Raw genomic sequence first — 24,632 nt, forward strand, 5'->3', positions numbered from 1 at the left:
CGCAGACTCAGAAATGGACGTTCGCCGTCAGCATAAAGGTCCGGGGTTCGCCCGGATGATAGCGATAGCCGCTCTTGTTGATGGAGGCCACGTAATCGGTATCAAACAGGTTATACATATTGAGCTGCAGATCGAGGTTGCTGTTGACCCGATAGCCCAGTTTGGCGTCGGCAACCCAGTAGCCCTCGGTGTGATCCGGGGTACCGACCGCACCATCGCTGCCCCGGCGCAGGCTTCCGACATAGCGCACACCGCCGCCGACGGACAGATCGCTGGTGGCCTGATACTGCGTCCACAGCGTAAAGGCATGTTTCGGGGTGTAGGCCAGGGCGGAAGATCCATCCTGCGCTACGTTCTGTCCCTCCGTCACTGTCGCATGCTGCTGAGTGTAGCCGGCGATAATCGTCCAGTCCGGGGTCAGGTTTCCGGTCGCGGAGAGTTCATACCCCTCCACGCGCTTTTTGCCGTACTGCGACCAGGTTCCGTCATCGTTGGCGGCCACTTCGTTTTCAATATCGGTGCGGAATAACGCCGCGCTGAGCAACAGACGGTTGTCGAAGATTTGCCACTTGGTGCCCAGCTCGCTGGATTTCGCCTTCTGCGGCTTAAAGTCGGTCCGGTTAGCGCTGTTGCCGCTGCCGCTGGCGGCCAGGGCGAAGCTGCTGCCTCCCGGCGGCTGCTGTGAGATGGCGTAGTTGACGTAGACATTGCCCTGCTCGGTTAAGCGGTACAGCGCCCCGGCTTTCCAGTTAACAAGATTGCCGGATTTAGCGGTATCGACAGTGGTGACCGGGCTGCCGGTCGACTGTCCGGGCGGGCAGGCGATAGCCCCGCGTCCGCTGCCGCCGCAGGCGGTGGCGCTGTCATATTTGGTATGGTAATTGTCGAGACGCAGCCCGCCGTTGATCTCAATCCGCTCGGTCAGCGTCAGCGTATCGAAGGCATAAATCCCGAAGGTATCGGTCTGGCCGTTGGCGTTCGCCCCGTTTCTGTCCAGCCCGCCAATCGACAGGTTGCTCACCGGATGGTAGAGATTCACCGCCGGCGCGGTCCTGGCGTTAACGCCATAGTTGGTCTGGTTTTCCCGGGTAAACTCCACGCCGGCGCTGACGTCATGGCCTATCGAGCCAGTATCGAAGGTCGAGGTGATATTGGTCTGGTTGGTCAGAATGCGGTTGCTGACATCTTTGGTATTAACCAGACGCGACCAGCTCCAGGTGTTGACGTCATTGATATCGGGGGCGGTGATATTGTTCGCGCCGCCCATCACCGCGGTCAAAAGATACTCCTGTTTCACTCGCGACCAGCGGGTGGTATTGCGCACGGTGGTATTCTCCGTCAGATCGTGTTCGAAGCGCAGGGTACCGCTGTCGGTAGTAGATTTATCGTAATCGGAGTCGGTGCCATAGAAATTGCTGGTATCGACCTTCCCGGCGGAGTTGAGTGCGGCATACTTCGGCGAAGGCGCCGAATAGCCCGGCAGGCCGACGGTAGGGATCCCGCCATCCGGGGTGTTGTTCTGCCGGACGTGCAGATAGTTCAGATACAGACGAGTTGGGGTATCAAGGCCGAAGGCCAGCGACGGTGCGATGCCATAGCGTTCGTTTTCAATGCGGTCCCGACCAGCGTCATGGGTTTTTTCCCCCATCAGGTTCAGACGGAACGCAGCGTTGTCGCTAAACGCCTGGTTCAGGTCGAGAGTGCCCCGGCGCGACCAGGCGCTGCCGATGCTGGCCGAGCCGTCGATCCCGGAGTCAAGGCGCGGCTGCTTGCTGATCATATTGATCGAGCCGGAGGGCGCGCTGCGGCCATAGTCCGTGCCGGCGGGCCCTTTGATGACTTCCACCTGCTGGGTATTGAAGGTATCGCGCGTCACGCTGCCGATGTCGCGAATGCCGTCCACATAGATGCTGTTAGAGGTATCCACGCCGCGCATAAAGATGGCATCCCCGGTGGTTGAGCTGCCATTCTCCCCGGCATAAAACGCCCCCACGCCGGGAACGTTTTTGAGGGCGTCAGTCAGGTTGGTGACGCCCTGATCTTTAATCACCTGTTCCGGGATCACGGTGATGGTGCGGGTGGTATCGACCAGCGGTTTATTGAACTTGGGATCGGCGGAAGCGCCGGGGGAGTAGAGTGAAGGCGGAGCGGCTTCCACTACCAGCGTCTCTTCACTATTTTTGACCGAATTTTCCGCTGCGATGCCTGCTGCCGGCGAGGCTCCCAGACATAGACCTGTAAACAATGCCAATGAGTTGAAACTGCCGAAAGGCAGAGAAGCGTTTTTTTCCATGATAAATGCAGGCTTATTTTTTGTTATGAGCACATATCACACCGCGCAAAAGCGACGTTATTCGTCGTCTGGCTTGCGCTGACCCGGTGTGATTCTATAAATGATAAAAAGAATAGTTATCATTTGCCTTAATATTTACATAGAATAGTTGACCTTAAAACAACTTTCTTCACTTCGATTTACATAATTCACATTTTTTGAACGATAAAGCGGAAATATAGGGAATGTGCTGCAGAATAAGGTCGGTAGCAAGCCGCGCCGGGCGGGGTTAACTTCCGGGCGGCCATATGATGGTTGTTCCGGCACGGATCACCAGGGCACGGTACGGCCCTGGTAATCGAGATACTCCAGTCCCGGACGTTGCCGTTTGTCGAGCAGGACGTTCACCAGGCGTGGGATCGTCTCTTCGATGGTCAGCGGGGCATCTGCCCCGCCGAGCTCGGTGCGGATCCATCCCGGGGCCATCACCACCAGCGGATGGGAGGCCGAGGTGGGGCGAGCGGCAAAGCTGCGCATAAACATATTCAGCGCAGCTTTACTCCCGCGGTAGAGTTCCCGCTGGCCGGTAAGGTTATTGGTCAGACTCCCCTGGCCAGAGGACATCACGCCGAGCAGCCCCTGCGGTTTAACGGCCTGCTGCAGGCGCTCGATAACCCGCATCGGCGCCAGGGCATTGGTGAGCATCACCTGGTAAAACTCCTCGGTGGAGACGTCGCCAATGGTCTGCGATGGGTCACGATTGGTGGTACCGGCGTTGACAAACAGCATATCGAGGCTTGCCGGGGGAAGCGTCGCCTGCAGCGCGGCCAGCTGGGCTTCATCGCGAATGTCGAGCGTCGCCAGGCGTAGCCGCAGGGGATGCGTCTTGGCCAGGTCGTGGAGCGGCGTGTGGGATGATAAATCGCGCACGGTGCCGATGACCTCCCAGCCGTGCTGGAGGAACGTCGCCGCCATAGCATGGCCAAGGCCGCGCGAGGCGCCGACGATGAGGATAGTGTTGTGCTGATCGGATTTCATGATGTCTCTCGCTGCAGAAAGGAGGTCTTCACTATAATCAGGCCCGAGATCGGGCGGAAGACGCCGCCAGTGCACTCATATCTTGCAGCAAACGCCCTGTCTGGCGACTGGAGCGATAATGAACGATCCCGATTTTAATTTGCTGGCGGCTCTCGATCCGCTGCCGGTCAGTACCGAGGTGATTACGGTTTCGCAGGCGTGGCATCCGCGTCTGGAGCAGGCCCCGGCCACCGCTGGCTGCGGCAGCGGGTGCGTGAGGTGTGTCGCGAGTAAAAAAAGCCCGCACAAGTGCGGGCAAAAATACTGGAAGCAATGTGAGCAATGTCGTACTGAATACCTGAGTGATTTACTCAACTATTCAGTGGTGAGAAAGATAATATTTCTCATTTAAGATATCAACCCCATCTTTTGTGCGGAAGCGATTTTTTATCCGAGGGTGAAAACCGTGCGCTTTTGGCTGTCGTCCTGCGGCCAGGCCGCCGCGATCTCCTGCAGCGGCCGCGGGGTGGTGGCGATGGTCAATTTCCCCGGCACCGCCGCCTGCAGCATTTCACCGGTCGCCGCCAGCAGTTGCGATACCGACAGGCTACCGATCCCGCTGCCCATCAGCAGGAGCGGGGCGGAACGCAGCACTGCGCCATTTAACGCGATATCGGCGCCAGCCAGGGAACCCACCTGCACATAGCGCACCGGACTGCCGGCAGGGGTATATTTCGCCAGTGCTGGCAATAATAATTCCGCGCTGTGTCCCCACAGGTAATCGATGACCACATCGATCTGCGCGGCGCTGACCGCTGAAAATTGCCCGCTCAAGGTTTTATCATCAGCGGTTAACTGAATACACTCATCGGCGTCCAGCGCCGCGAGCGACTGCGCATTGCGCCCGGTTGCAATGATTTTTTTCGCCCCCAGATAGCGGGCAATCTGTACCGCCAACTGACCGGCGCTGCCGGTGGCGCCATTAATCAGCACCGTTTCGCCGGCCTGAAGCTGGGCGCGTGTCACCAGCGATGCCCACGCGGACATACCGGGGTTGGCCATCGCCGCCGCCTGGATATCATCGAGCGCATCCGGCAGCGGCAGACAATTCTGCAGGGCGACCGGCGCTCGCTGCGCCATACTGCCGAAGGGGGCGGTGGGGAAGGCGAAGTAGACGCGCTGGCCCTGAGGTGTGGTGCCGACGCCATCGATACCGGGCACAAAGGGCAGATTGCCGTCGAAGCTGTAATGGCGTCCGGATGCCCGGGCCTTAACCACATGGCTTATCGCGGCGGTGCGGACGTCAATGAGCGTCTGGCCGGGCGCGGGCTGCGGGTCGATAAAATCGGCCCAAACCGGGCCTTCTGCGAGATCAAAAACCACGGCTGCTTTCATAAATTATCTCCTGTCGGGAATTATGTGTACAATACACATATTGTTTTGCAGCACTATACGCGGAAAATTAATATATGCAAGATGCACATAATGACTACGACATTACCGACTTTCACGGCGCGCTGCTGGATATCATCAGCGTAATGAACCAGCCGCTGCGCGATGAGCAGATCCTGCAGGCAGCCAGCATCCAGCTGGAACAGATGCTGTTTCCGCTGCTTGTGGCGGTAGGGCGCCATGGCCCGGTGGGGGTGGTTGAGCTGGCGGATCATTTAGGGCGCGATTACACCACCGTCAGCCGCCAGGTGAAAAAACTGGAAGCCCAGGGACTCGCCTGTAAGCAACCGAACCGTCATGATCGACGGATCAGCGAAGTGACGCTTAGCGCCAGCGGACAACAGATGATCGACAGTATTGCGGTCGCGCGGCGGCAGTTAATGAATCAGGTGCTGGCGCAGTGGTCGGAAGAGGAGGTGCAGGCGCTGTTTCGCTTAACGCGCAAATACGCCGACAGTTTGCAGAAATCATCGCCGCCTGGCGCGATGCCAGGCGGCTGATGGTCAGGCGGTTTTGGTCGCTGCCTTCAGGCTCTGGACGAAGGCTTTCAGCTCGTCGAGCATGGTCTGCGGCTCATCGAGGTGGCGTTCGATGATTTTGACGATGGCGGAACCGGAGATAGCCCCGGCGGCTCCGGCGTCAATGGCGGCGCTCACCTGCTCCGGCGCGGAGATACCAAAGCCCTGCAGCGGCGGCGCGGCGTGATATTCCGCCAGCTTCTCCACCAGGTGGTGCAGCGGCAGCGCGGCGCGATTTTCCGCACCCGTCACTCCGGCGCGCGACAGCAGATAGGTGTAGCCGCGGCCATAAGAGGCAATCTGGCGCAGTAAATCGTCATCCGCATTGGGCGGGCAGATGAAAATCGGTGCGATGTTATGGCGCATCGCCGCCTGGCGGAACGGGGCGGACTCTTCCACCGGCACGTCGGCCACCAGCACCGAGTCGACGCCGACGCGGGCGCACTGGGCATAGAACGCATCGATGCCCGGGCTGAAGACGAGGTTGGCATACATCAGCAGGCCGATTGGGATGGTCGGATGCTTCTGGCGGATCGCCGCCAGCATCTCAAAGCACTGCGCCGGGGTCACTCCCGCGGCGAAGGCGCGCAGGGCCGCGCCCTGGATGGTCGGGCCGTCCGCCAGCGGGTCGGAGAAAGGGATCCCCAGTTCAAGGGCATCAGCGCCGCCTTCGATCAGCGCATCGATAATTTTCAGCGACTGCTCCGGTCCCGGATCGCCAAGGGTGACAAAGGGGACGAAGGCGCCTTCCTGGCGATTTTTCAGTTGGGCAAACAGCGTCTCATAGCGTTCCATCAGATTTCCCCTCGCGCTTTCAGGATGTCATGTACGGTGAAAATGTCTTTGTCGCCGCGGCCGGAGAGATTAACCACCAGCAGCTGCTCTTTTTCCGGGTTCTCGCGCATCATCTTCAGCGCGTGGGCCAGAGCGTGAGAGGACTCCAGCGCCGGGATAATCCCTTCGTGGCGGGAAAGCGCTTTAAACGCGTCCAGCGCTTCGTCGTCGGTGATCGACACATAGTCAGCGCGACCGGTGCTGTTCAGAAACGCGTGCTGCGGCCCAACGGACGGGAAGTCCAGCCCGGCGGAAATGGAGTAAGACTCTTCGATCTGGCCGTCGGCGGTCTGCATCATCGGCGACTTCATACCGAAGTAGATCCCAACGCGGCCATGCTTCAGCGGCGCGCCGTGCTCGCCGCTCTCGATACCGTGTCCGGCGGGCTCCACGCCGATCAGGCCGACGTTGGTTTCCTCGATAAAATCAGCGAACATGCCGATGGCGTTTGATCCGCCGCCGACGCAGGCGATCACCGCGTCCGGCAGGCGGCCCTCTTTTTCAAGGATCTGCGCTTTGGTCTCTTCGCCAATCATGCGCTGGAATTCACGCACAATCGTCGGGAACGGGTGCGGACCGGCGGCGGTGCCCAGCATATAGTGCGCCTTTTCGTAGCTGCCGGACCAGTCGCGCAGCGCCTCGTTACAGGCATCTTTCAGCGTGGCGGAGCCGCTGTGCACCGGGATCACCTCGGCGCCCATCAGGCGCATACGGAAGACGTTCGGCGACTGGCGCTCGACGTCCTTGGCCCCCATGTAGATACGGCATTTCAGGCCGAGCAGGGCGCTGGCCAGCGCTGAGGCGACGCCGTGCTGGCCGGCGCCGGTCTCGGCGATAATTTCGGTTTTGCCCATCCGTTTGGCCAGCAGAGCCTGGCCCAGCACCTGGTTGGTTTTGTGCGCGCCGCCGTGCAGCAGATCTTCGCGTTTCAGGTACAGGGTGGTGCGGGTGCCATCGGTCAGATTCCGGCATTTGGTCAGGGCCGTCGGACGACCGGCGTAGTTTTTCAGCAGGTCGGTGAATTCCGCCTGAAAGGCCGGGTCCTTCTGCGCGCTGACAAAGGCTTCTTCCAGCTGGCGCAGGGCGGGCATCAGGATCTGCGGCACATACATGCCGCCGAATTCGCCGAAGTAGGGGTTCAGTAAAGTGCTCATTATTGCTCCTTAATATGCGCGCAGCATCTGGAATACGGAGGCCAGCTTGCTGGCGTCTTTAATCCCGGGTTGCGACTCTACGCCTGAATTGAAATCGAGTCCGGCACAGCCGCTTTTGGCCGCTTCCACACAGTTATCGGCGCCGAGGCCGCCCGCCAGCATGACGTTGCGCAGATCCTGGCCCTGCAGCAGGCTCCAGTCAAAGCGCTGGCCGCTGCCGCCCTGGCCGTTGTCGAGCAGGTACTTGTCGACATGGTGGAGCGTACGGGCCGGGAAGGTTTCGCCGACGCTCAGCGCTTTCCAGATGCGGACGTTGTCCGCGAGGGCGTCGCGCAGCGCGTCGATATAGGCCTGGTCTTCATCACCGTGCAGCTGCACGGCGGCCAGCCCCAGAGCCTGCGCGCGGGCGGCCACCTCCTCCAGCGGCGCATTGCGGAAGACGCCGACGTACTGCAGCGGCGCAGCGGCGATCACCGCTTTGGCCTGGGCGTCATTCACCGCTCGCGGCGAGGTCGGGACGAAGATCAGCCCACCGTAAATGGCGCCGGACTCCCAGGCCACCTGGGCATCCTGCGGGCGCGTCAGGCCGCACACTTTGTTCTCGCCGAGCAGCACGCGTTTAACCGCCGCTTCCAGATCCGCCTGCTCCATCAGGGCGGAGCCGATCAGGAAGCCGTTGGCGAAGTGGCTCAGCTCGCGCACTTCGGCATAGGTATGGATGCCGGATTCGCTGATCACCGTGACATCCGGGCCGAGACGCGCCGCCAGCTGACGGGTGCGGTTAAGGTCAATCGACATATCGCGCAGGTCGCGGTTGTTAATGCCCACCACCTTCGCCTTCAGGGCGATGGCGCGCTCCAGTTCCTCTTCATTGCTGACTTCGGTCAGCACGCCCATATTCAGGCTGTGAGCCACCGCCGAGAGCTGACGATACTGTTCATCGTCGAGCACCGAGAGCATCAGCAGGCAGGCGTCGGCCTGATAGTAGCGCGCCAGGTAGATCTGGTAAGGGTCGATGGTGAAGTCCTTACACAGGATCGGCTGCGGCGCGACCTGGCTGACGATCGGCAGGAAATCGAAGCTGCCCTGGAAATATTTCTCATCACACAGCACCGAGATCGCCGAGGCGTAGTGCTTGTAGATGCTGGCGATCGCTGCCGGATCGAAATCCTCGCGAATCAACCCCTTCGACGGTGAGGCCTTCTTGCACTCGAGAATAAACGCGGTGCGGGTGCCGGCCAGTGCGTCATAGAAATTGCGCTGCGTCGGAACGATCTCATTTTGAAAACTGGCTAACGGTTGTTGTTGTTTGCGGGCTTCCACCCAAATCGCTTTGTCGGCAACGATTTTTGCTAAAACGGTTTGCATTATTTACCCTCTTGCCGCTAAGGCGGTCACTCTGTCATAGGCCGCGCCGCTGTGCAGCACATCCAGTACCTGCTGAGCGTTAGCTTTCAGATCTTCATGCCCGTGTAAACGCATCAACATGGCGACGTTGGCGGCGACGGCGGCTTCGTGAGCGGCTTCACCTTTACCTTGTAGCAAGCGCGTCAGAATGTCACGGTTTTCTTCCGGGGTGCCGCCCGCCAGCTGCGCCTGATGGTAAGGCGTCAGGCCGAAGTCGTCGGCGGTCAGCTGATAGCTTTTAATTTCCCCGTTATGCAGTTCGGCCACCACCGTAGGCGCATGCAGTGAAACTTCATCCATCCCACCGCTGTGCACCACCGCCGCGCGCTGATAACCCAGCACGCGCAGGGTCTCGGCGATCGGCAGCACCAGTTCCGGGCTGTAGACGCCAATCAGCGCCAGCGGCGGATGCGCCGGGTTGATCAGCGGCCCCAGCACGTTGAACAGGGTGCGGGTCTTCAGCTGCTGACGGACCGGCATCGCGTGGCGGAAACCGGTGTGGTACTTCGGCGCGAACAGGAAGCAGACGCCCAGCTCATCAAGCGCGGCGCGGGATTTATCGGCGTTCATATCGAGATTAATGCCGAAGGCCGCCAGCAGGTCAGAAGAGCCTGATTTACTGGAGACGCTGCGGTTGCCGTGTTTCGCCACTTTTAACCCGCAGGCCGCAGCGACAAAGGCGCTGGCGGTGGAGATATTGATGCTGTTGCTGCCGTCGCCACCGGTGCCAACGATGTCGGCAAACAGGTAGTCCGGGCGCGGGAACGGCGCGGCGTTTTCCAGCAGCGCGGTAGCGGCGCCGGCAATTTCCTGCGGCTGCTCGCCGCGCACTTTCATGCTGACCAGCGCGGCGGCCAGTTGCTCAGGCTTCACTTCGCCGCGCACGACGGCGGAGAACAGCTGGTGGCTCTCCTGCTGGCTCAGGGTTTCCGCCTGGTACAGCTTCTCGAGGATCGGCTGGAGGGTGTTGGTATGCTCCAGCTTCTGCAGCGCCCAGGCCAAGGTCTGCTCCAGCAGCCGTGCGCCCTGGGTAGTGAGGATCGATTCCGGATGGAACTGGAAGCCGCACACCCGGTCCGCATCGTGACGCACCGCCATCACCATACCGTTGAAATTGGCGTTAATCGTCAGCCCGGCGGGAATATTGCTGCCGACCAGCGAGTGGTAGCGCGCCACCGGCAGCGGGTTAGCCAGACCGGCAAACATCGCCTGGCCGTCGTGCTCAATGCTGGAGGCTTTGCCATGGAGGATCTCGCCCGCCTGGCCGACATAGCCGCCGTAGGCTTCGACAATGGCCTGGTGGCCGAGGCAGATGCCGATGATCGGCAGCTTGCCGCGCATACGGGTCAGTAGCTCCGGCATGCAGCCGGCTTCGCTTGGCGTACCCGGGCCCGGGGAGAGCATCAGCACCGGGTTGTCCATGGTGCCCAGACGCTCAATCAGCGCCTGCGCCGGAACGGAGTTGCGATAAATCACTACGTTATGGCCGTTGGCGCGCAGCTGGTCTGCCAGGTTATAGGTAAAGGAATCGATATTATCGAGCAGCAGAATGTCAGCCATCAGAAAATCTCCTTCGCGTGATGGGCCTGGGCAATGGCGCGCAGCACCGCGCGGGCTTTATTTCGGGTCTCATCCGCTTCCGACTGGGGAACCGAGTCGAGCACAATGCCGGCTCCGGCCTGGACGGTAGCGATACCTTCCTGCACGTAGGCGGAACGGATGACGATGCAGGTGTCGAGGTCGCCGTGGGCGGTGAAATAGCCCACCGCGCCGCCGTAGCTGCCGCGGCGTTTACCTTCGGCGGCGGCAATCAGCTGCATGGCGCGGACCTTCGGCGCGCCGCTGAGGGTGCCCATATTCATGCAGGCGCGATAGGCGTGGAGGACGTCGAGATCCTGACGCAATTCGCCTACTACACGGGAGACCAGATGCATCACGAAGGAGTAGCGGTCAACCTTGGTTAAATCAGCGACATAGCGGCTGCCCGGGGTGCAGATGCGCGCCAGGTCATTACGCGCCAGGTCCACCAGCATCAGGTGTTCGGAAAGCTCTTTATGATCGGTGCGCATTTCCAGCTCGATGCGGCTGTCGAGGTCGCGATCCAGCGAGCCGTCGGCGCGGCGGCCGCGTGGCCGGGTGCCGGCAATGGGGTAGATCTCAATCTGACGGCTGACGGCATCATACTTCAGCGAGCTTTCCGGCGAGGCGCCGAACAGGGTGAAATCATTGTCCTGCATAAAGAACATGTACGGGCTGGGGTTGCTCTTCTTCAGCACATCATAAGCGGCCAGCGGCGATGGGCAGGGCAGCGAGAAGCGGCGGGAAGGAACCACCTGGAAGATTTCCCCGGCGCGGATCGCGCGCTGCATTTTGCGCACCACCGCGCCGTACTCTTCATCGCTCTGGTCAACGTCGCAGCGCATTTCGGCCACGGTGTTAACCGGTAGCGGCGCCGGCGGCTCGTTCAGCTGCTGACGCAGCTGGCTCAGGCGCTGTTCCAGGCGCTGTTTTTCACTCTCCAGCGGGGTGAACAGGCTGGCCTGAATGCGGGTATGCTTGGTCTGATGGTCGATGACCAGCAGGGTTTCCGCCAGATAGAAGCAGTAGTCCGGGCAGGCGGTGTCGCTTTGCAACTGGGGAAGATCTTCAAAACCGGCCACCAGGTCATAGGCGAACAGGCCGCCGAAGAACATCGCTTCGCGCTCGTTGTCCGGAACGCTCACCAGCTCCTGCAGGAGACGGAAGGCGTCAAACACCGACAGTGAGCAGAGACGGGCGTCTTCATCGAGCAGGGCGCTGACGGCCGGGAAGGTCAGGATGCGGCCGTTGGGCTGGCGCTGATTGTTGATCCCGGAGGGCAGCGCGCCGTCCAGTAGTTCCAGCAGCGCCGCGCCGTTGGCGGAGAGGGCCTGAATAGTGACAGTGTCACCAAGGGCCGTAATGCGCAGCGCGCTATCGACCAGCAGCAGGCTTTTTAAGTCATCTTTGCTGTCGATGTCAGCGGATTCCAGCAGCAGCGTCGCCGGACGGGCGCCGCACAGTTGGTGGAATAACGCCGTCGGGTTCTCCCGGTAGATGGCGTCGCTGGTGAGAAGCTCGAGTGCCGGTTTGGATGTTTGCATTATTGTTCTCGCCTGTTCGTATTATTTTTGTCCAATAAAAAGCCCGCTCATTGGCGGGCCGGGTATCTGTATGCTGAATGCAAAACGCGATCACGCCGCCCGTCGTCAGGAGGTGCGCCACCAGCTGTGCAGAGTGATAAAGTGCATTTTCATCGTGATACCCCTTCATGTGAACTTGCGTACTAGTTAACTAGTTCGATGGAATAAAGTCAACCCTTGTTTGCAGATTTTCTCTGCCTGTCGGTATGATAATGCGCTTATTTACGTTGATGTCCAGCAGGAGTCCTTTTGAGCGACAGCCAATACGCAGTGATTTACGATCTGCACAGCCATACCACCGCCTCTGACGGGCGGCTGACTCCGCAGGAACTGGTCCATCGCGCCCATGAGATGCGCGTCGGCACCCTGGCGATCACCGACCATGACAGCGTGGCGGCGATCCCGGCGGCCCGGGAGGAGATCGCCCGCGCCGGATTACCCTTGACCCTGGTGAACGGCGTCGAGATTTCCACCCTTTGGGAGAATCACGAGATTCATATTGTGGGTCTGAATATTGATATTGCGCACCCAACGATGACCGCCCTGCTGGAGGAGCAGAAAGCGCGGCGCCAGCAGCGCGGTCAGATGATTGCCGAGCGCCTGGAGAAGGCGCGGATCCCCGGCGCCTGGGAATGGGCGCTGCGACTGGCGGACGGTGGCGCCGTCACCCGCGGCCATTTTGCCCGTTTTCTGGTGGAGGCCGGCCATGCGAAAAACATGGCGGAAGTCTTCAAAAAATACCTTGCCCGCGGGAAAACCGGTTACGTGCCGCCGCAGTGGTGTACAATAAAACAAGCGATTGATGTGATTCATCATTCTGGCGGCAAGGCGGTGATTGCCCATCCCGGGCGCTACGATCTCTCCGCCAAGTGGTTGAAGCAGCTGTTGGCCCACTTTAGCGAGCAGGGCGGTGATGCCATGGAAGTGGCCCAGTGTCAGCAGGCGCCCCATGAACGCGCCCAGCTGGCCACCCTGGCCGTGCAGTTTGGTCTTCTGGCGTCGCAGGGATCCGATTTTCATCAGCCCTGCGCGTGGATCGAACTTGGCCGTAAGCTCTGGCTTCCTGCCGGCGTGGAAGGCGTCTGGCACAGTTGGGAAGCGGCCGCCGAATAAAAATCGAGAGGGAAGTATGAGCCAGTTTTTTTATATCCATCCGGATAACCCGCAGGCGCGGTTGATTAACCAGGCGGTGGAGATTGTGCGTAAGGGCGGGGTGATCGTTTATCCTACCGACTCCGGCTACGCGCTGGGCTGCAAAATTGAAGACAAGGGGGCGATGGAGCGGATCTGCCGCATCCGTCAGCTGCCGGACGGCCACAACTTTACCCTGATGTGCCGCGATCTGTCCGAGCTGTCAACCTACGCTTTTGTGGATAATGTGGCATTTCGCCTGATGAAAAACAACACGCCGGGCAACTATACCTTTATCCTTAAGGGGACCAAAGAGGTGCCGCGTCGGCTGCTGCAGGAGAAGCGTAAAACCATCGGCATGCGCGTCCCGTCTAACCCCATCGCTCAGGCGTTGCTCGAGACCTTAGGCGAGCCGATGCTCTCCACGTCGCTGATGCTGCCCGGCAGCGACTTTACCGAATCCGACCCGGAAGAGATCAAAGATCGTCTGGAGAAAGTGGTGGACCTCATCATTCACGGCGGTTTCCTTGGGCAGCAGCCGACCACGGTTATCGATCTCACTGAAGACACCCCGGTGGTGCTGCGCGAAGGCGTCGGCGACGTGAGGCCGTTTCTCTAAGGCTATCTGCCGGGCGGTGCATCATGCGCCGTCCGGTACCCCGCGTTTTCGCCCCGACGGCACGATAATCATCCATAGCGCTACACAAACCAGCAGCGCGCCGAGAATCAATCCTTCCTCCACTGTCTCTCCGAGGCAGAGATAGCCCCACAGCGCCGCAAAAGGTGGGATCAAAAAGGTCACCGACAGCGAACGCAGCGGCCCTATATCTGCAATCAAGCGGAAGTAGAGAATATACCCTGCCGCCGTGCAGACCACGCCCAGCATGACTATCGCTATCCACGGCAGACTCTGCCGCCAGTCTACGGCTGGCCCATGCCAGCAGGACCAGAGAAAGAAAGGAAACAGAAACAGCGTGGCGCCGACCTGGCTACCCAGCGCGACGCGTTCAGCCTCGAGGCCGCCTCGCTGCTGGATCCAGCGGCGGGTCAGAAAGCCGGCCAGACCGTAACAGGCGGTCGCGGTCAGGCAGGCGCCAATCCCCGGCAGCAGCAGGGCGGCGCTAAGGCCAGATGTCGGGCGCGCGATCACCGCCACGCCAATGGCGCCTAGTATCGCGCCGCCGCCTTTGCGCAGGGTTAACGGTTCTGCAAAGCATAACGCGCCGATCAGCACCCCCATCATCGGCGCCGTGGCGTTAAGCGTGGCGGAGTACCCTGCCGGCAGCCATTGCGCGGCAAGGCAGTACATGAGAAAAGGAAGGCCTGAATTAATGACCCCCAGCTGCAGAGTGGATGTGAATTTTCCCTGATACCCGCTCCATTTACCCTGCACGCCGAGTAACAGACCGAGCGCGATAGCGGCGAACAGTACGCGAAGAAAAGCGCTGTTCAACGCCCCGAAGGCCGGGGTGGTGATGCGCATAAACAAAAAGCTGGCACCCCAGAGGGCGGCGAGCAGCAGCAGGCGGCCATAGTCGACAACATGCATGATTGACTCCTTGTAGTCACGAAGGAAGTCAACTGTAGAACCCACGTGCAGCGTGCGACAAACGCGTTATGCTTACATGATTAAGTTTTTCTTAACTAAGGTTCCATACCCATGAAACTCCCGCCGCTGAATGCGTTGCGCTGCTTTGAGGCGGCGGCGCGGCTGCTTAGCCTGAAGCTGGCCGCCAGTGAGCTTTGCGTCACGCCCAGCGCCGTCAGCCAGCAGATTGCCCGCCTTGAGGAGACGCTGAATGTCCCGCTATTTATCCGTACTCCGCGACGGTTACAGTTAACGGCGGTGGGAGAGATCTACCTGCGGGCCGTTCAGCCGGCGTTTCATCAGATAGCCGCCGCCACCCAGCGTCTGCAGGTGCCCCCGGGACCAGAAAAGGTAGCTATCAGCTGTACCAGCGGCTTCGCCATTCAGTGGCTGCTGCCGCGGCTGGCTGAATTTGAACGACGCTATCCGCAGATAGAGATCCAGATCGGCACCACCAACCGGCGAGTAGATTTGCTGAGTGAAGGGATCGATTTTGCCGTGCGTCATGGTGTCGGCGGCTGGCCGGAACTGCAGGCTTACCGCCTGCTGGATGACGATCTGATGCCGGTCTGTAGCCCGCAACTGATTGCTCCGCGCCGGACGCTCACCGATGCGAGCGATCTACTGCAGTATCCGCTGCTGCACGATGAACATCGTGAAGACTGGGCGCTGTGGTGTGAGGCCGTGGGGCTGGCGCCGCACTTCGCGCGGCGTGGGCCGGTGTTCACTGATTCCAACGGCGTGACGGAGGCGGCGTTCGCCGGTATGGGGATGGCGTTGCTGCGACGCTCATTCATAGCGCCTGCGCTGACGCAGGGGCGGCTGGTTAATCCTCTGGCGCAGCCCATCGCCTGTCCGCTGGCCTATCATCTGGTTTACCACGAGACCGCGCTGCTGGCGCCTGCCAACCGCTGTTTTCGCGACTGGCTGCTTGGCCAGCGCCCGGCCGTTGCTGAGGAGCGCGCGTAGTGAGGGGGGCGCTGTCCGATAAAGATCCGTATGCGTGAATGGGCACAGGAGAATGAGGAAAATCTGTTCCATACTAAAGACGGGGCGCGGCGAACAGAAGCTTTCCCGACGAAGTTAGTGTAGTATGTTCGGCCACGAATACGGCCTCGCGGTGGATATCCTGAACGCGCCGACGAGACTTTACGTTAAAAGTATATACGTAACAATGAGTTGTGCTTTTGGCCTCATTGTTTCATAAAGCATACCAGACGCCTGGGAAGGCGACACCTTAAGGAAGCTCAATGAGCGAGAAACTGCAAAAAGTGCTGGCCCGCGCCGGCCACGGCTCCCGCCGTGAAATTGAAGCGAAAATCGAAGCTGGCCGCGTCAGCGTCGACGGCAAAATCGCCACCCTCGGCGATCGTGTGGAAATTGTCCCTGGTTTAAAAATTCGTATCGATGGTCATCTGATCTCGGTGAAAGAGTCTGCCGAGCAGATCTGCCGCGTGCTGGCTTACTATAAGCCGGAAGGCGAGCTGTGCACCCGTAACGATCCGGAAGGACGCCCGACGGTGTTTGATCGTCTGCCTAAACTGCGCGGCGCGCGCTGGATTGCCGTTGGTCGTCTGGACGTGAATACCTGCGGCCTGCTGCTGTTCACCACCGATGGCGAACTGGCCAACCGCCTGATGCACCCGAGCCGTGAAGTCGAGCGTGAGTACGCCGTTCGCGTTTTCGGCCAGGTGGATGATGATAAGCTGCGCCAGCTGTCGCGCGGCGTACAGTTAGAAGATGGTCCGGCAGCGTTTAAAACCATCAAATTCACCGGCGGCGAAGGGATTAACCAGTGGTATAACGTTACCCTGACCGAAGGGCGTAACCGCGAAGTGCGTCGCCTGTGGGAAGCGGTCGGCGTGCAGGTCAGCCGTCTGATCCGCGTGCGCTACGGCGATATTCTGCTGCCGAAAGGCCTGCCGCGCGGCGGCTATACCGAGCTGGACCTGGCGCAGACCAACTACCTGCGCGAGCTGGTGGAGCTCACGCCGGAAACCAGCTCTAAGGTTGCCGTCGAGAAAGACCGTCGGCGGTTGAAAGCCAATCAGATCCGTCGGGCGGTGAAGCGTCACAGCCAGACCAGCGCTAATCCGCGCCAGGGTAACAACAGCAACCGTCGTTCCAGTACTCGCAATAAGACTAACGGTTAATGTTATGCGTTCCGGTGACTTGCCGCCGGAACGCGTACTTCCTCCGTGCTATCAGGCCCTTAGTAGTCAATCCCCATCTGCGCTTTAATCCCGGCATCAAATGCATGCTTGACCGGACGCAGTTCGCTGACGGTATCGGCCAGTTCAATAATATCGCGATGACAGCCGCGGCCGGTGATGATCACCGACTGATGGGCAGGGCGCTCACGCAGGGCGCTCAGCACCGACTCCAGCGGCAGGTAATCATACGCCACCATGTAGGTCAGCTCGTCCAGCAGCACCAGATCGAGCTGGTCGTCAGCGAGCATACGGCGGGCATGCTCCCAGACCGCCAGGCAGGCGGCGGTGTCGCTGTCGCGATCCTGGGTGTTCCAGGTGAAACCTGTGGCCATCACCTGAAATTCGACGCCGTGAGGCTCCAGCAGATTACGCTCGCCGTTAGGCCAGGTCCCCTTGATAAACTGGATCACGCCGACTTTTTTGCCATGGCCGACGGCGCGGGTCGCGGTGCCAAAGGCGGCGGTGGTTTTGCCTTTGCCGTTGCCGGTAAAGACCATCACAATGCCGCGCTCGTCCTGGGCCGCCGCCACCCGGGCGTCAACTTTATCTTTCAGCCGCTGCTGGCGTTCGCGGTAGCGTTCATCACTCATTGGGCAATTCCTGGTTTACGTCCCGGTTGGGCGTCGAAGGTCATTCCCGTCTTGCGACGACTGTCGTCACCCATCAGCCACAGATAGACGGGCATAATGTCAGCGGGGGTTTTCAGTTTCAGCGGATCTTCCGTCGGGAACGCGCTGGCGCGCATTCCGGTGCGAGTGCCGCCGGGGTTGATACAGTTTACCCGCAGGTGGCGGCTTTGATACTCGTCGGTCAGCACCTGCATCATCCCTTCGGTGGCGAATTTGGAAACGGCATAGGCGCCCCAGTTGGCGCGGCCCTGACGACCGACGCTGGATGAGGTGAAGACCAGCGAGCCCGATTCCGAACGGAGTAATAAAGGAAGAAGCGCCTGGGTCAGCATAAAGGTGCCATTAACGTTCACCTGCATCACCTGCTGCCAGACCTCCGGCTTCTGCTCTTCCATTGGGCAGATGTCGCCGAGCAGGCCAGCGTTATGCAGCACGCCGTCAAGGCGGGGATAGTGCATGCTGATCTGCTGCGCCAGCTGCTGGCACGCCTGGGGCGTACAGGTGAGCAGGTCGAGGGTAAACCAGCGAGGGGGAATACCACCCTCACGCTCAATCTCCTGGGCGACGGTGCGCAGTTTGTCGTCGTTGCGACCCAGCAGGATAACGCTGGCGCTATAGCGCGCGTAGGTCAGGGCCGCTTCACGACCAATCCCGTCGCTGGCCCCGGTGACCAGGATGATGCGATCTTTCAGCAAGTGACGTTGTGGTTGATAATGCACGGCAACTCCTTGGGCGATCGGTTCCCGATCGCGCTTCATCTTTGGTATCTCACTTTTGCGCTGTTATGCCTGAAAGCGCCCGCCATTGCAATCGGCGAAGCGGAAAGTATTCACAAAATTAATATCTTGCAACGATTTCAGCCGCGCGAAAAAAAACGGAATCCGCTGCGCAGAGAACACAAAGCACAAAGACTTCTCGCCAGCGGCTGAGGTACACTGTGCAGCAACGTCAGTGCTTTACACAAGGTGAAAACGTGGAATTACTTGCTCAGTACGGCTTATTTTTAGCCAAGATCGCGACGGTTGTCGTCGCCATCGCGGTGATTGCCGCTATTATCGTCAACCTCGCTCAGCGCAAGAAGCAGCGCGGCGAGCTGCGGGTGACCAATCTTAGCGAGCATTATAAAGAGATGAAGGAATCGCTGGCGGTGGCGCTGCTGGACGGCCCGCAGCAGAAGCAGTGGCATAAGGCGCAGAAGAAAAAGCAAAAACAAGAGGCGAAGGCGGCCAAAGCGCGGGCGAAGCTGGGTAATGCCGAGCCGGAAGGCAAGCCGCGCGCCTGGGTGCTGGATTTCAAAGGCAGTATGGATGCCCATGAGGTCAATAGCCTGCGGGAAGAGATCACCGCGGTACTGGCGGCGGCGAAAGCGCGCGATCAGGTGGTGATTCGCCTGGAAAGCCCCGGCGGGGTGGTGCACGGCTACGGTCTGGCCGCCTCTCAGCTGCAGCGCTTGCGCGACAAGCAGATCCCGCTGACGGTGGCGGTCGACAAAGTGGCGGCCAGCGGCGGCTATATGATGGCCTGCGTGGCGAACAAAATTGTCTCGGCGCCGTTTGCGATCCTCGGCTCTATTGGCGTGGTGGCGCAGATCCCGAACCTGCACCGCTTCCTGAAGAATAAAGATATCGATATCGAACTGCACACCGCCGGGCAGTACAAACGAACGCTCACCATGCTGGGCGAAAATACCGAGGAAGGGCGGCGCAAGTTCCGCGAGGATCTCAATGAAACACATCATTTGTTCAAGGATTTCGTCCACCGGATGCGTCCGGGACTTGATATTGAGCAGGTGGCCACCGGCGAACACTGGTACGGGGTGCAGGCGCTGGAAAAAGGTCTGGTGGATGCGGTTGAAACCAGCGATGAGCTGCTGCTGGGGCTGATGGAGAGCCACGAGGTGATCGGGGTGCGTTATCAACAGCGTAAGAAGATGCTCGACCGCTTTACCGGTAGCGCGGCGGAGAGCGCCGATCGGCTTCTGCTGCGCTGGTGGCAGCGCGGTCAGAAACCGCTGATGTAAATAACATAACGCGAGGCCTGGGCCTCGCGTTATTGTTTTCACTGGTCTTAATCGACCAGGTGGTACTTGTCCGACAGCTCGTGAGCAAGATACTTAAACATGTTAAATACCGCTGTACTCTTCGGCGTCGGTAGTCCCTGCTCATCAAGGTAAAACTCACCGCTAAACACCAGGACATTGTTGCGCTGAACGACGTCGGTGGCTTCGATACCGGCTAACGTATCCTCATGTTCGCGAATAAGTTTGTTGGCTTTTTCGAGCAGCGTCTGGCGATCGATTGGTTGGGTTGTACCTTGCATAACGGACTCCTCTTTTTCTCCGCGCGTAGTTTACGCCGCGCGGCGGCGTGGGGCAAATTTTCCATGCATAAATCAGGGGTAATGGTAACCAGTGGAGAAACAGCCGTTTACTGGCGGGATTTGCTTTTGCATGCTAATAAAGTTGCGTAACGAATTTTATCAGGTACAGTGTGACGCTTTCGGCGATCTGGCAACAGATTTGCTTGACATTCGGCCAAAAATTCTTCGTGCTATGTCACCTGACGAGAAAAAGTCAGCAAACTCAAGCGCCTGGTTTTACGGAGATGAAACGGGTGTTCAGGGTTGATATTCACCGACGGTGCCGCAACATATGAGGCAGTCGCCAGTGGAGGGTGTATGAATGTGCGATGTATTCCTGGATGAATCAAATTAGGTAAAGGTGAATATGGGTAAAGCTCTCGTTATCGTTGAGTCCCCGGCAAAAGCCAAAACGATCAATAAGTATCTGGGTAATGACTACGTGGTGAAATCCAGCGTCGGTCATATCCGCGATTTGCCGACCAGTGGATCAGCTTCCAAAAAGAGCGCCGACTCTACCGCCACCAAAGGGGCTAAAAAGCCTAAAAAGGACGAACGTAGTGCTCTGGTTAACCGTATGGGCGTGGACCCATGGCATGACTGGAATGCGCACTATGAAGTACTTCCGGGTAAAGAAAAGGTAGTTTCAGAACTCAAACAGTTGGCGGAAAAAGCTGACCACATCTATCTCGCAACCGACCTTGACCGCGAAGGGGAAGCCATTGCCTGGCACCTGCGGGAAGTCATCGGCGGCGATGAACAGCGTTACAGCCGCGTGGTGTTCAATGAGATCACCAAAAACGCTATTCGTCAGGCCTTTGAAAAGCCGGGCGAACTGAATATCGATCGGGTTAACGCCCAGCAGGCGCGTCGTTTTATGGACCGCGTGGTGGGCTATATGGTTTCGCCGCTGCTGTGGAAAAAAATCGCCCGTGGTCTTTCTGCCGGGCGCGTGCAGTCCGTCGCGGTCCGCCTGGTGGTGGAGCGTGAACGTGAAATTAAAGCGTTCGTCCCGGAAGAGTACTGGGAAGTCGACGCCAGCACCACCACGCCGGGCGGTGACGCCCTGCCGCTGCAGGTGACCCATAAGGACGATAAGCCGTTCCGTCCGGTCAGCCGCGATGAGACCATGGCGGCGGTATCGCTGCTGGAAAAAGCCAGCTACAGCGTACTGGAGCGTGAAGATAAGCCGACCAGCAGCAAGCCGGGCGCGCCGTTCATCACCTCCACCCTGCAGCAGGCGGCCAGCACCCGTCTGGGCTTCGGCGTGAAAAAGACCATGATGATGGCTCAGCGACTCTATGAGGCAGGGCACATCACCTATATGCGTACCGACTCCACCAACCTGAGTCAGGACGCGCTGAACATGGTTCGCGGCTACATCAGCGACAAATTTGGCAAAAAATATCTGCCGGATAGCGCGAACCAGTACGCCAGCAAAGAAAACTCGCAGGAAGCGCACGAAGCGATTCGTCCGTCTGATGTGAACGTGCTGGCGGAAACGCTGAAAGATATGGAAGCGGATGCGCAGAAGCTTTATCAGCTGATCTGGCGCCAGTTTGTCGCCTGTCAGATGACGCCGGCGCAGTACGACTCCACCACGCTGACCGTGGCTGCGGGTGATTTCAAACTGAAAGCGCGCGGTCGCACTTTACGTTTCGACGGCTGGACAAAAGTCATGCCGGCGCTGCGCAAGGGCGATGAAGACCGAACGCTGCCGCTGGTCAAACAGGGCGACCGCCTGAGCCTGGTGGAGCTGACGCCTGCGCAGCACTTTACCAAGCCGCCGGCGCGCTTCAGCGAGGCCTCGCTGGTGAAAGAGCTGGAAAAACGCGGGATTGGCCGTCCGTCGACCTACGCGTCGATCATTTCGACCATTCAGGATCGCGGCTACGTGCGGGTGGAAAATCGTCGTTTTTACGCCGAAAAAATGGGCGAGATCGTTACCGACCGGCTGGAAGAAAACTTCCGCGATCTGATGAACTACGATTTTACCGCGCAGATGGAGGATCGCCTCGACCAGGTTGCGAACCACCAGGCCGAGTGGAAAGAGGTGCTGAACCACTTCTTCGGCGATTTTACCACCCAGCTGGCGACGGCAGAGAAAGATCCGGAAGAGGGCGGCATGCAGCCGAACCCGATGGTGCTCACCAGCATCGACTGCCCGACCTGCGGCCGTAAAATGGGGATCCGTACCGCCAGCACCGGCGTTTTCCTCGGCTGTTCGGGCTATGCCTTGCCGCCGAAAGAGCGGTGCAAAACCACCATCAACCTGGTGCCGGAGAACGAAGTCCTCAACGTGCTGGAAGGCGATGACGCGGAAACCAACGCGCTGCGCGCCAAACGTCGCTGCCAGAAGTGTGGGACGGCGATGGACAGCTACCTTATCGATCCTAAGCGTAAGCTGCACGTCTGTGGTAATAACCCGACCTGCGACGGCTACGAGATTGAAGAGGGCGAATTCCGCATCAAGGGCTATGACGGCCCGGTGGTGGAGTGCGAGAAGTGCGGGTCTGAAATGCACCTGAAAATGGGGCGTTTCGGTAAATACATGGCCTGTACCAACGACGAGTGTAAGAACACGCGTAAGATCCTGCGCAATGGCGAAGTGGCTCCGCCGAAGGAAGATCCGGTGCCGCTGCCGGAGCTGCCGTGTGAGAAGTCTGACGCCTACTTTGTGCTGCGCGACGGGGCGGCGGGCGTCTTCCTGGCGGCCAACACCTTCCCGAAATCACGGGAAACGCGTGCGCCGCTGGTGGAGGAGCTGTACCGCTTCCGCGATCGTCTGCCGGAAAAACTGCGTTATCTCGCCGATGCGCCGCAGCAGGATCCGGAAGGCAATAAAACGCTGGTACGCTTTAGCCGTAAAACCAAGCAGCAGTACGTGGCGTCTGAAAAAGAGGGCAAAGCGACCGGCTGGTCAGCTTTCTTTATCGACGGTAAGTGGACGGAAGCCAAAAAGTAATGGCGTTCGTTCGGGCAGGAAAAGCGCGCTTTTCCTGCTCAGGCGACCGGCAGAGAGAGTGCATTTCTCTGCCGTGTCGTCTTCCCCTCTTTGCGTTAATTTCCTCCCCTTATAACCACCTATATTATTTTTCGTTAGCGTCTATACAGTGTTGATATAAATGATATAGTGGTTATAGTTAATGCCTTTTTTATTATTAAAACGTCTTATACATCATCGCTTTCAGGATGCATTGCGGCGCCACTATGGCCAACTGCCGGGAGCCCAGGGCCTTCATCGGCGACAAGTTGCCTGAACGTAAAGTGTATTAAGCGGCTTCATTTTACGCGCAAACGGATATCAGCCATGAAACTACAACAGCTTCGCTACATCGTTGAGGTGGTTAACCATAACCTGAATGTTTCATCCACCGCCGAAGGGCTCTATACCTCCCAGCCGGGTATCAGTAAGCAGGTCCGCATGCTGGAGGATGAGCTGGGCATTCAGATCTTTGCCCGCAGCGGTAAACACTTAACCCAGGTGACGCCGGCCGGGCAGGAGATCATCCGCATCGCCCGCGAAGTGCTGTCGAAAGTCGATGCCATCAAATCTGTCGCCGGAGAGCATACCTGGCCTGACAAAGGGTCTCTTTACGTCGCCACCACCCATACCCAGGCGCGCTATGCGTTACCGGGAGTGATCAAGGGGTTTATTGAAGGCTACCCGCGGGTGTCGCTGCATATGCATCAGGGCTCGCCGACTCAGATTGCGGAGGCTGTGTCGAAAGGCAATGCCGATTTCGCCATCGCCACCGAGGCGCTGCATCTGTATGACGATCTGGTGATGCTGCCATGCTATCACTGGAACCGGTCGATTGTAGTGACCCCCGAGCATCCTCTGGCCACCAAGGGCTCGGTGTCCATAGAGGAACTGGCCCAGTATCCATTGGTAACCTATACCTTTGGTTTTACCGGCCGCTCAGAACTGGATACCGCGTTTAACCGTGCGGGCCTGACGCCGCGCATTGTTTTTACCGCCACCGATGCCGACGTCATCAAAACCTATGTTCGCCTGGGGCTGGGGGTAGGGGTAATCGCCAGCATGGCGGTGGATCCGGTCTCTGACCCGGATCTGGTGAAGCTGGATGCGAACGGTATTTTCAGCCACAGCACCACTAAGATAGGTTTCCGCCGTAGCACCTTCTTACGAAGCTACATGTATGATTTTATTCAACGTTTTGCTCCCCATTTGACCAGGGACGTGGTAGATACCGCGGTGGCTTTACGCTCGAATGAAGATATTGAAGCGATGTTCAAAGATATAAAACTTCCGGAAAAATAACCCTGAAAATAATAATGGCACTCCCTGCGAGGAGTGCCATTAACTATGATGGACTGTATTTAACAACTTAAACCTCGAACCAATCACAAAATTAATAATTTTTGGCAACACGTTTTTCATTATGCCCGCCGCGATCAAATAACCGGTTAAATATATTCCATCAGGCCTAAATTCACTGGATTAATCTTTTATCCATAATTAAGATTTATCTGTACCTGATGATTTGAGCAATTGGTGGTGACAATATGATAAGTAATATCGATTACATGAAACTGGCGATGTCATACGAGAATGACAAAACCGAAATCGATCCCGTTCTGCGTAGTCGCGTATGGGGCGTAGTGTTGGTAGGGTTGGCGATGTTCTGGAGCATCATCGCGCTCACCATCTGCAACATCTGGATTGTCAGCTAAAGCTGTAGGTCATCGTTGTAGATACATGTCATTTTTATGACAGTGAAAGGAAACTGTAATATAAAATCAGTGACCGGCAATACAGGGAGAGTATATTTTGCCGCTGGATTCATCCAACCTGAAATCACTCACCAGAGCTAATCACTGCCCGCTGGCCGATTAGCTCTTTTTTGTCCTCGTGTACTAATACAATATCGGCA

23 protein-coding genes and 1 other annotated feature are annotated in these 24,632 nt (G+C 58.7%); of the genes, 11 read left to right on the forward strand and 12 right to left on the reverse strand.

The window, feature by feature from the left end; genetic code table 11:
• Positions 1 to 7: 7 nt before the first annotated feature.
• Both DR88_RS16150 and DR88_RS16145 read right to left on the reverse strand, forming a co-directional pair.
• Positions 8 to 2,293 carry a catecholate siderophore receptor Fiu gene (locus DR88_RS16150; RefSeq protein ID WP_023316750.1) on the reverse strand — a complete coding sequence of 762 codons (2,286 nt, stop codon included), beginning with the start codon at positions 2,291 to 2,293 and terminating at the stop codon, positions 8 to 10.
• A gap of 309 nt (positions 2,294 to 2,602) precedes the next feature.
• Complete coding sequence (locus tag DR88_RS16145; RefSeq protein WP_004179441.1) at positions 2,603 to 3,310, reverse strand: SDR family NAD(P)-dependent oxidoreductase; 708 nt, start codon at positions 3,308 to 3,310, stop codon at positions 2,603 to 2,605.
• A 118-nt stretch (positions 3,311 to 3,428) separates the two neighbouring features.
• Between DR88_RS16145 and DR88_RS16140 the strand changes: the two genes are divergently transcribed.
• Positions 3,429 to 3,701 (forward strand): hypothetical protein, encoded by a 273-nt coding sequence (locus tag DR88_RS16140; RefSeq protein ID WP_025860957.1) that lies wholly within the window; start codon positions 3,429 to 3,431, stop codon positions 3,699 to 3,701.
• A 35-nt stretch (positions 3,702 to 3,736) separates the two neighbouring features.
• On the opposite strand, the gene DR88_RS16135 is transcribed toward DR88_RS16140, so the two are convergent.
• The gene (locus DR88_RS16135; protein WP_004148105.1) at positions 3,737 to 4,684 is read right to left on the reverse strand and encodes a quinone oxidoreductase family protein; all 948 of its coding nucleotides are present in this window, start codon (positions 4,682 to 4,684) and stop codon (positions 3,737 to 3,739) included.
• 74 nt (positions 4,685 to 4,758) lie between these two features.
• Between DR88_RS16135 and DR88_RS16130 the strand changes: the two genes are divergently transcribed.
• Positions 4,759 to 5,241, forward strand: a complete 483-nt coding sequence (locus tag DR88_RS16130; protein WP_025860959.1) for a MarR family winged helix-turn-helix transcriptional regulator — start codon at positions 4,759 to 4,761, stop codon at positions 5,239 to 5,241.
• A 3-nt stretch (positions 5,242 to 5,244) separates the two neighbouring features.
• Here DR88_RS16130 and trpA read toward each other — a convergent pair whose 3' ends face one another.
• The 5 genes from trpA to DR88_RS16105 are packed head-to-tail and all read right to left on the reverse strand — an operon-like array spanning position 5,245 to position 11,776.
• A complete protein-coding gene (gene trpA / locus DR88_RS16125) occupies positions 5,245 to 6,054 on the reverse strand; it encodes a tryptophan synthase subunit alpha (protein WP_002901728.1) in 810 nt (269 codons plus the stop codon).
• Positions 6,054 to 7,247, reverse strand: a complete 1,194-nt coding sequence (trpB, locus tag DR88_RS16120; RefSeq protein ID WP_004148107.1) for a tryptophan synthase subunit beta — start codon at positions 7,245 to 7,247, stop codon at positions 6,054 to 6,056. The genes trpA and trpB overlap by 1 nt, the downstream gene beginning before the upstream one ends.
• A gap of 9 nt (positions 7,248 to 7,256) precedes the next feature.
• Positions 7,257 to 8,615: a bifunctional indole-3-glycerol-phosphate synthase TrpC/phosphoribosylanthranilate isomerase TrpF gene (trpCF, locus tag DR88_RS16115; RefSeq protein WP_004148108.1), complete on the reverse strand. Its 1,359-nt coding sequence runs from the start codon at positions 8,613 to 8,615 to the stop codon at positions 7,257 to 7,259.
• A gap of 3 nt (positions 8,616 to 8,618) precedes the next feature.
• Positions 8,619 to 10,214, reverse strand: a complete 1,596-nt coding sequence (gene trpD, locus DR88_RS16110) for a bifunctional anthranilate synthase glutamate amidotransferase component TrpG/anthranilate phosphoribosyltransferase TrpD (protein ID WP_004148109.1) — start codon at positions 10,212 to 10,214, stop codon at positions 8,619 to 8,621.
• On the reverse strand, positions 10,214 to 11,776 hold the full coding sequence (locus DR88_RS16105; protein ID WP_004148110.1) for an anthranilate synthase component 1: 1,563 nt from the start codon (positions 11,774 to 11,776) through the stop codon (positions 10,214 to 10,216). Before DR88_RS16105 ends, trpD begins: the two co-directional genes overlap by 1 nt.
• Positions 11,777 to 11,809: 33 nt before the next feature.
• Positions 11,810 to 11,905 (reverse strand) — a sequence feature (Trp leader region).
• Positions 11,906 to 12,064: 159 nt separating this feature from the next.
• Here DR88_RS16105 and rnm point away from each other — a divergent pair.
• Both rnm and DR88_RS16095 read left to right on the forward strand, forming a co-directional pair.
• Complete coding sequence (gene rnm / locus DR88_RS16100; RefSeq protein WP_025860962.1) at positions 12,065 to 12,928, forward strand: RNase RNM; 864 nt, start codon at positions 12,065 to 12,067, stop codon at positions 12,926 to 12,928.
• A gap of 16 nt (positions 12,929 to 12,944) precedes the next feature.
• Entirely contained in the window at positions 12,945 to 13,565 is a 621-nt protein-coding gene (locus DR88_RS16095) for an L-threonylcarbamoyladenylate synthase (protein ID WP_002901738.1), read from the forward strand.
• A 21-nt stretch (positions 13,566 to 13,586) separates the two neighbouring features.
• Here the strand turns inward: DR88_RS16095 and DR88_RS16090 are convergent, their stop codons facing one another.
• Positions 13,587 to 14,495, reverse strand: a complete 909-nt coding sequence (locus DR88_RS16090; protein WP_032443854.1) for a DMT family transporter — start codon at positions 14,493 to 14,495, stop codon at positions 13,587 to 13,589.
• Between the two features lie 111 nt (positions 14,496 to 14,606).
• Here DR88_RS16090 and gcvA point away from each other — a divergent pair, with 111 nt between their 5' ends.
• The gene (gcvA, locus tag DR88_RS16085) at positions 14,607 to 15,503 is read left to right on the forward strand and encodes a transcriptional regulator GcvA (RefSeq protein WP_032443855.1); all 897 of its coding nucleotides are present in this window, start codon (positions 14,607 to 14,609) and stop codon (positions 15,501 to 15,503) included.
• Positions 15,504 to 15,784: 281 nt separating this feature from the next.
• Positions 15,785 to 16,687: a 23S rRNA pseudouridine(2605) synthase RluB gene (rluB, locus tag DR88_RS16080; protein ID WP_002901746.1), complete on the forward strand. Its 903-nt coding sequence runs from the start codon at positions 15,785 to 15,787 to the stop codon at positions 16,685 to 16,687.
• Positions 16,688 to 16,746: 59 nt separating this feature from the next.
• On the opposite strand, the gene cobO is transcribed toward rluB, so the two are convergent.
• A complete protein-coding gene (gene cobO / locus DR88_RS16075; protein WP_002901749.1) occupies positions 16,747 to 17,337 on the reverse strand; it encodes a cob(I)yrinic acid a,c-diamide adenosyltransferase in 591 nt (196 codons plus the stop codon).
• On the reverse strand, positions 17,334 to 18,095 hold the full coding sequence (locus DR88_RS16070; RefSeq protein ID WP_032443856.1) for a YciK family oxidoreductase: 762 nt from the start codon (positions 18,093 to 18,095) through the stop codon (positions 17,334 to 17,336). Before DR88_RS16070 ends, cobO begins: the two co-directional genes overlap by 4 nt.
• Here DR88_RS16070 and DR88_RS0125570 point away from each other — a divergent pair.
• Together DR88_RS0125570 and sohB are read left to right on the forward strand one after the other, a co-directional pair.
• Positions 18,090 to 18,305, forward strand: a complete 216-nt coding sequence (locus tag DR88_RS0125570) for a hypothetical protein (protein ID WP_004148112.1) — start codon at positions 18,090 to 18,092, stop codon at positions 18,303 to 18,305. The genes DR88_RS16070 and DR88_RS0125570 overlap by 6 nt on opposite strands.
• A gap of 44 nt (positions 18,306 to 18,349) precedes the next feature.
• A complete protein-coding gene (gene sohB, locus DR88_RS16065; protein WP_002901758.1) occupies positions 18,350 to 19,396 on the forward strand; it encodes a protease SohB in 1,047 nt (348 codons plus the stop codon).
• A 47-nt stretch (positions 19,397 to 19,443) separates the two neighbouring features.
• Here sohB and DR88_RS16060 read toward each other — a convergent pair whose 3' ends face one another.
• On the reverse strand, positions 19,444 to 19,695 hold the full coding sequence (locus DR88_RS16060) for a YciN family protein (protein WP_002901761.1): 252 nt from the start codon (positions 19,693 to 19,695) through the stop codon (positions 19,444 to 19,446).
• A gap of 406 nt (positions 19,696 to 20,101) precedes the next feature.
• Between DR88_RS16060 and topA the strand changes: the two genes are divergently transcribed.
• From topA to DR88_RS16045, 3 genes are all read left to right on the forward strand, one after another.
• A complete protein-coding gene (gene topA, locus DR88_RS16055; RefSeq protein WP_002901763.1) occupies positions 20,102 to 22,699 on the forward strand; it encodes a type I DNA topoisomerase in 2,598 nt (865 codons plus the stop codon).
• Positions 22,700 to 23,044: 345 nt separating this feature from the next.
• The gene (gene cysB, locus DR88_RS16050; protein ID WP_032443857.1) at positions 23,045 to 24,019 is read left to right on the forward strand and encodes an HTH-type transcriptional regulator CysB; all 975 of its coding nucleotides are present in this window, start codon (positions 23,045 to 23,047) and stop codon (positions 24,017 to 24,019) included.
• A 245-nt stretch (positions 24,020 to 24,264) separates the two neighbouring features.
• On the forward strand, positions 24,265 to 24,432 hold the full coding sequence (locus tag DR88_RS16045) for a YmiA family putative membrane protein (protein WP_002901776.1): 168 nt from the start codon (positions 24,265 to 24,267) through the stop codon (positions 24,430 to 24,432).
• Positions 24,433 to 24,632: the final 200 nt, after the last annotated feature.

Origin of the sequence: Klebsiella pneumoniae, from assembly GCF_000742135.1 — a bacterium.
In the GTDB taxonomy this organism is placed as follows: domain Bacteria; phylum Pseudomonadota; class Gammaproteobacteria; order Enterobacterales; family Enterobacteriaceae; genus Klebsiella; species Klebsiella pneumoniae.

Bases quoted from the DNA above. Each gene is read 5' to 3' on its own strand.
- DR88_RS16045 (WP_002901776.1), top strand. From the start codon at position 24,265: ATGATAAGTAATATCGATTACATGAAACTGGCGATGTCATACGAGAAT.
- DR88_RS0125570 (WP_004148112.1), top strand. From the start codon at position 18,090: ATGCACGGCAACTCCTTGGGCGATCGGTTCCCGATCGCGCTTCATCTT.
- cobO (WP_002901749.1), bottom strand. From the start codon at position 17,337: ATGAGTGATGAACGCTACCGCGAACGCCAGCAGCGGCTGAAAGATAAA.
- cysB (WP_032443857.1), top strand. From the start codon at position 23,045: ATGAAACTACAACAGCTTCGCTACATCGTTGAGGTGGTTAACCATAAC.
- DR88_RS16090 (WP_032443854.1), bottom strand. From the start codon at position 14,495: ATGCATGTTGTCGACTATGGCCGCCTGCTGCTGCTCGCCGCCCTCTGG.
- DR88_RS16095 (WP_002901738.1), top strand. From the start codon at position 12,945: ATGAGCCAGTTTTTTTATATCCATCCGGATAACCCGCAGGCGCGGTTG.
- trpA (WP_002901728.1), bottom strand. From the start codon at position 6,054: ATGGAACGCTATGAGACGCTGTTTGCCCAACTGAAAAATCGCCAGGAA.
- DR88_RS16145 (WP_004179441.1), bottom strand. From the start codon at position 3,310: ATGAAATCCGATCAGCACAACACTATCCTCATCGTCGGCGCCTCGCGC.
- trpD (WP_004148109.1), bottom strand. From the start codon at position 10,214: ATGGCTGACATTCTGCTGCTCGATAATATCGATTCCTTTACCTATAAC.
- DR88_RS16135 (WP_004148105.1), bottom strand. From the start codon at position 4,684: ATGAAAGCAGCCGTGGTTTTTGATCTCGCAGAAGGCCCGGTTTGGGCC.
- trpB (WP_004148107.1), bottom strand. From the start codon at position 7,247: ATGAGCACTTTACTGAACCCCTACTTCGGCGAATTCGGCGGCATGTAT.
- DR88_RS16150 (WP_023316750.1), bottom strand. From the start codon at position 2,293: ATGGAAAAAAACGCTTCTCTGCCTTTCGGCAGTTTCAACTCATTGGCA.
- DR88_RS16130 (WP_025860959.1), top strand. From the start codon at position 4,759: ATGCAAGATGCACATAATGACTACGACATTACCGACTTTCACGGCGCG.
- DR88_RS16060 (WP_002901761.1), bottom strand. From the start codon at position 19,695: ATGCAAGGTACAACCCAACCAATCGATCGCCAGACGCTGCTCGAAAAA.
- rluB (WP_002901746.1), top strand. From the start codon at position 15,785: ATGAGCGAGAAACTGCAAAAAGTGCTGGCCCGCGCCGGCCACGGCTCC.
- topA (WP_002901763.1), top strand. From the start codon at position 20,102: ATGGGTAAAGCTCTCGTTATCGTTGAGTCCCCGGCAAAAGCCAAAACG.
- DR88_RS16140 (WP_025860957.1), top strand. From the start codon at position 3,429: ATGAACGATCCCGATTTTAATTTGCTGGCGGCTCTCGATCCGCTGCCG.
- gcvA (WP_032443855.1), top strand. From the start codon at position 14,607: ATGAAACTCCCGCCGCTGAATGCGTTGCGCTGCTTTGAGGCGGCGGCG.
- DR88_RS16105 (WP_004148110.1), bottom strand. From the start codon at position 11,776: ATGCAAACATCCAAACCGGCACTCGAGCTTCTCACCAGCGACGCCATC.
- trpCF (WP_004148108.1), bottom strand. From the start codon at position 8,615: ATGCAAACCGTTTTAGCAAAAATCGTTGCCGACAAAGCGATTTGGGTG.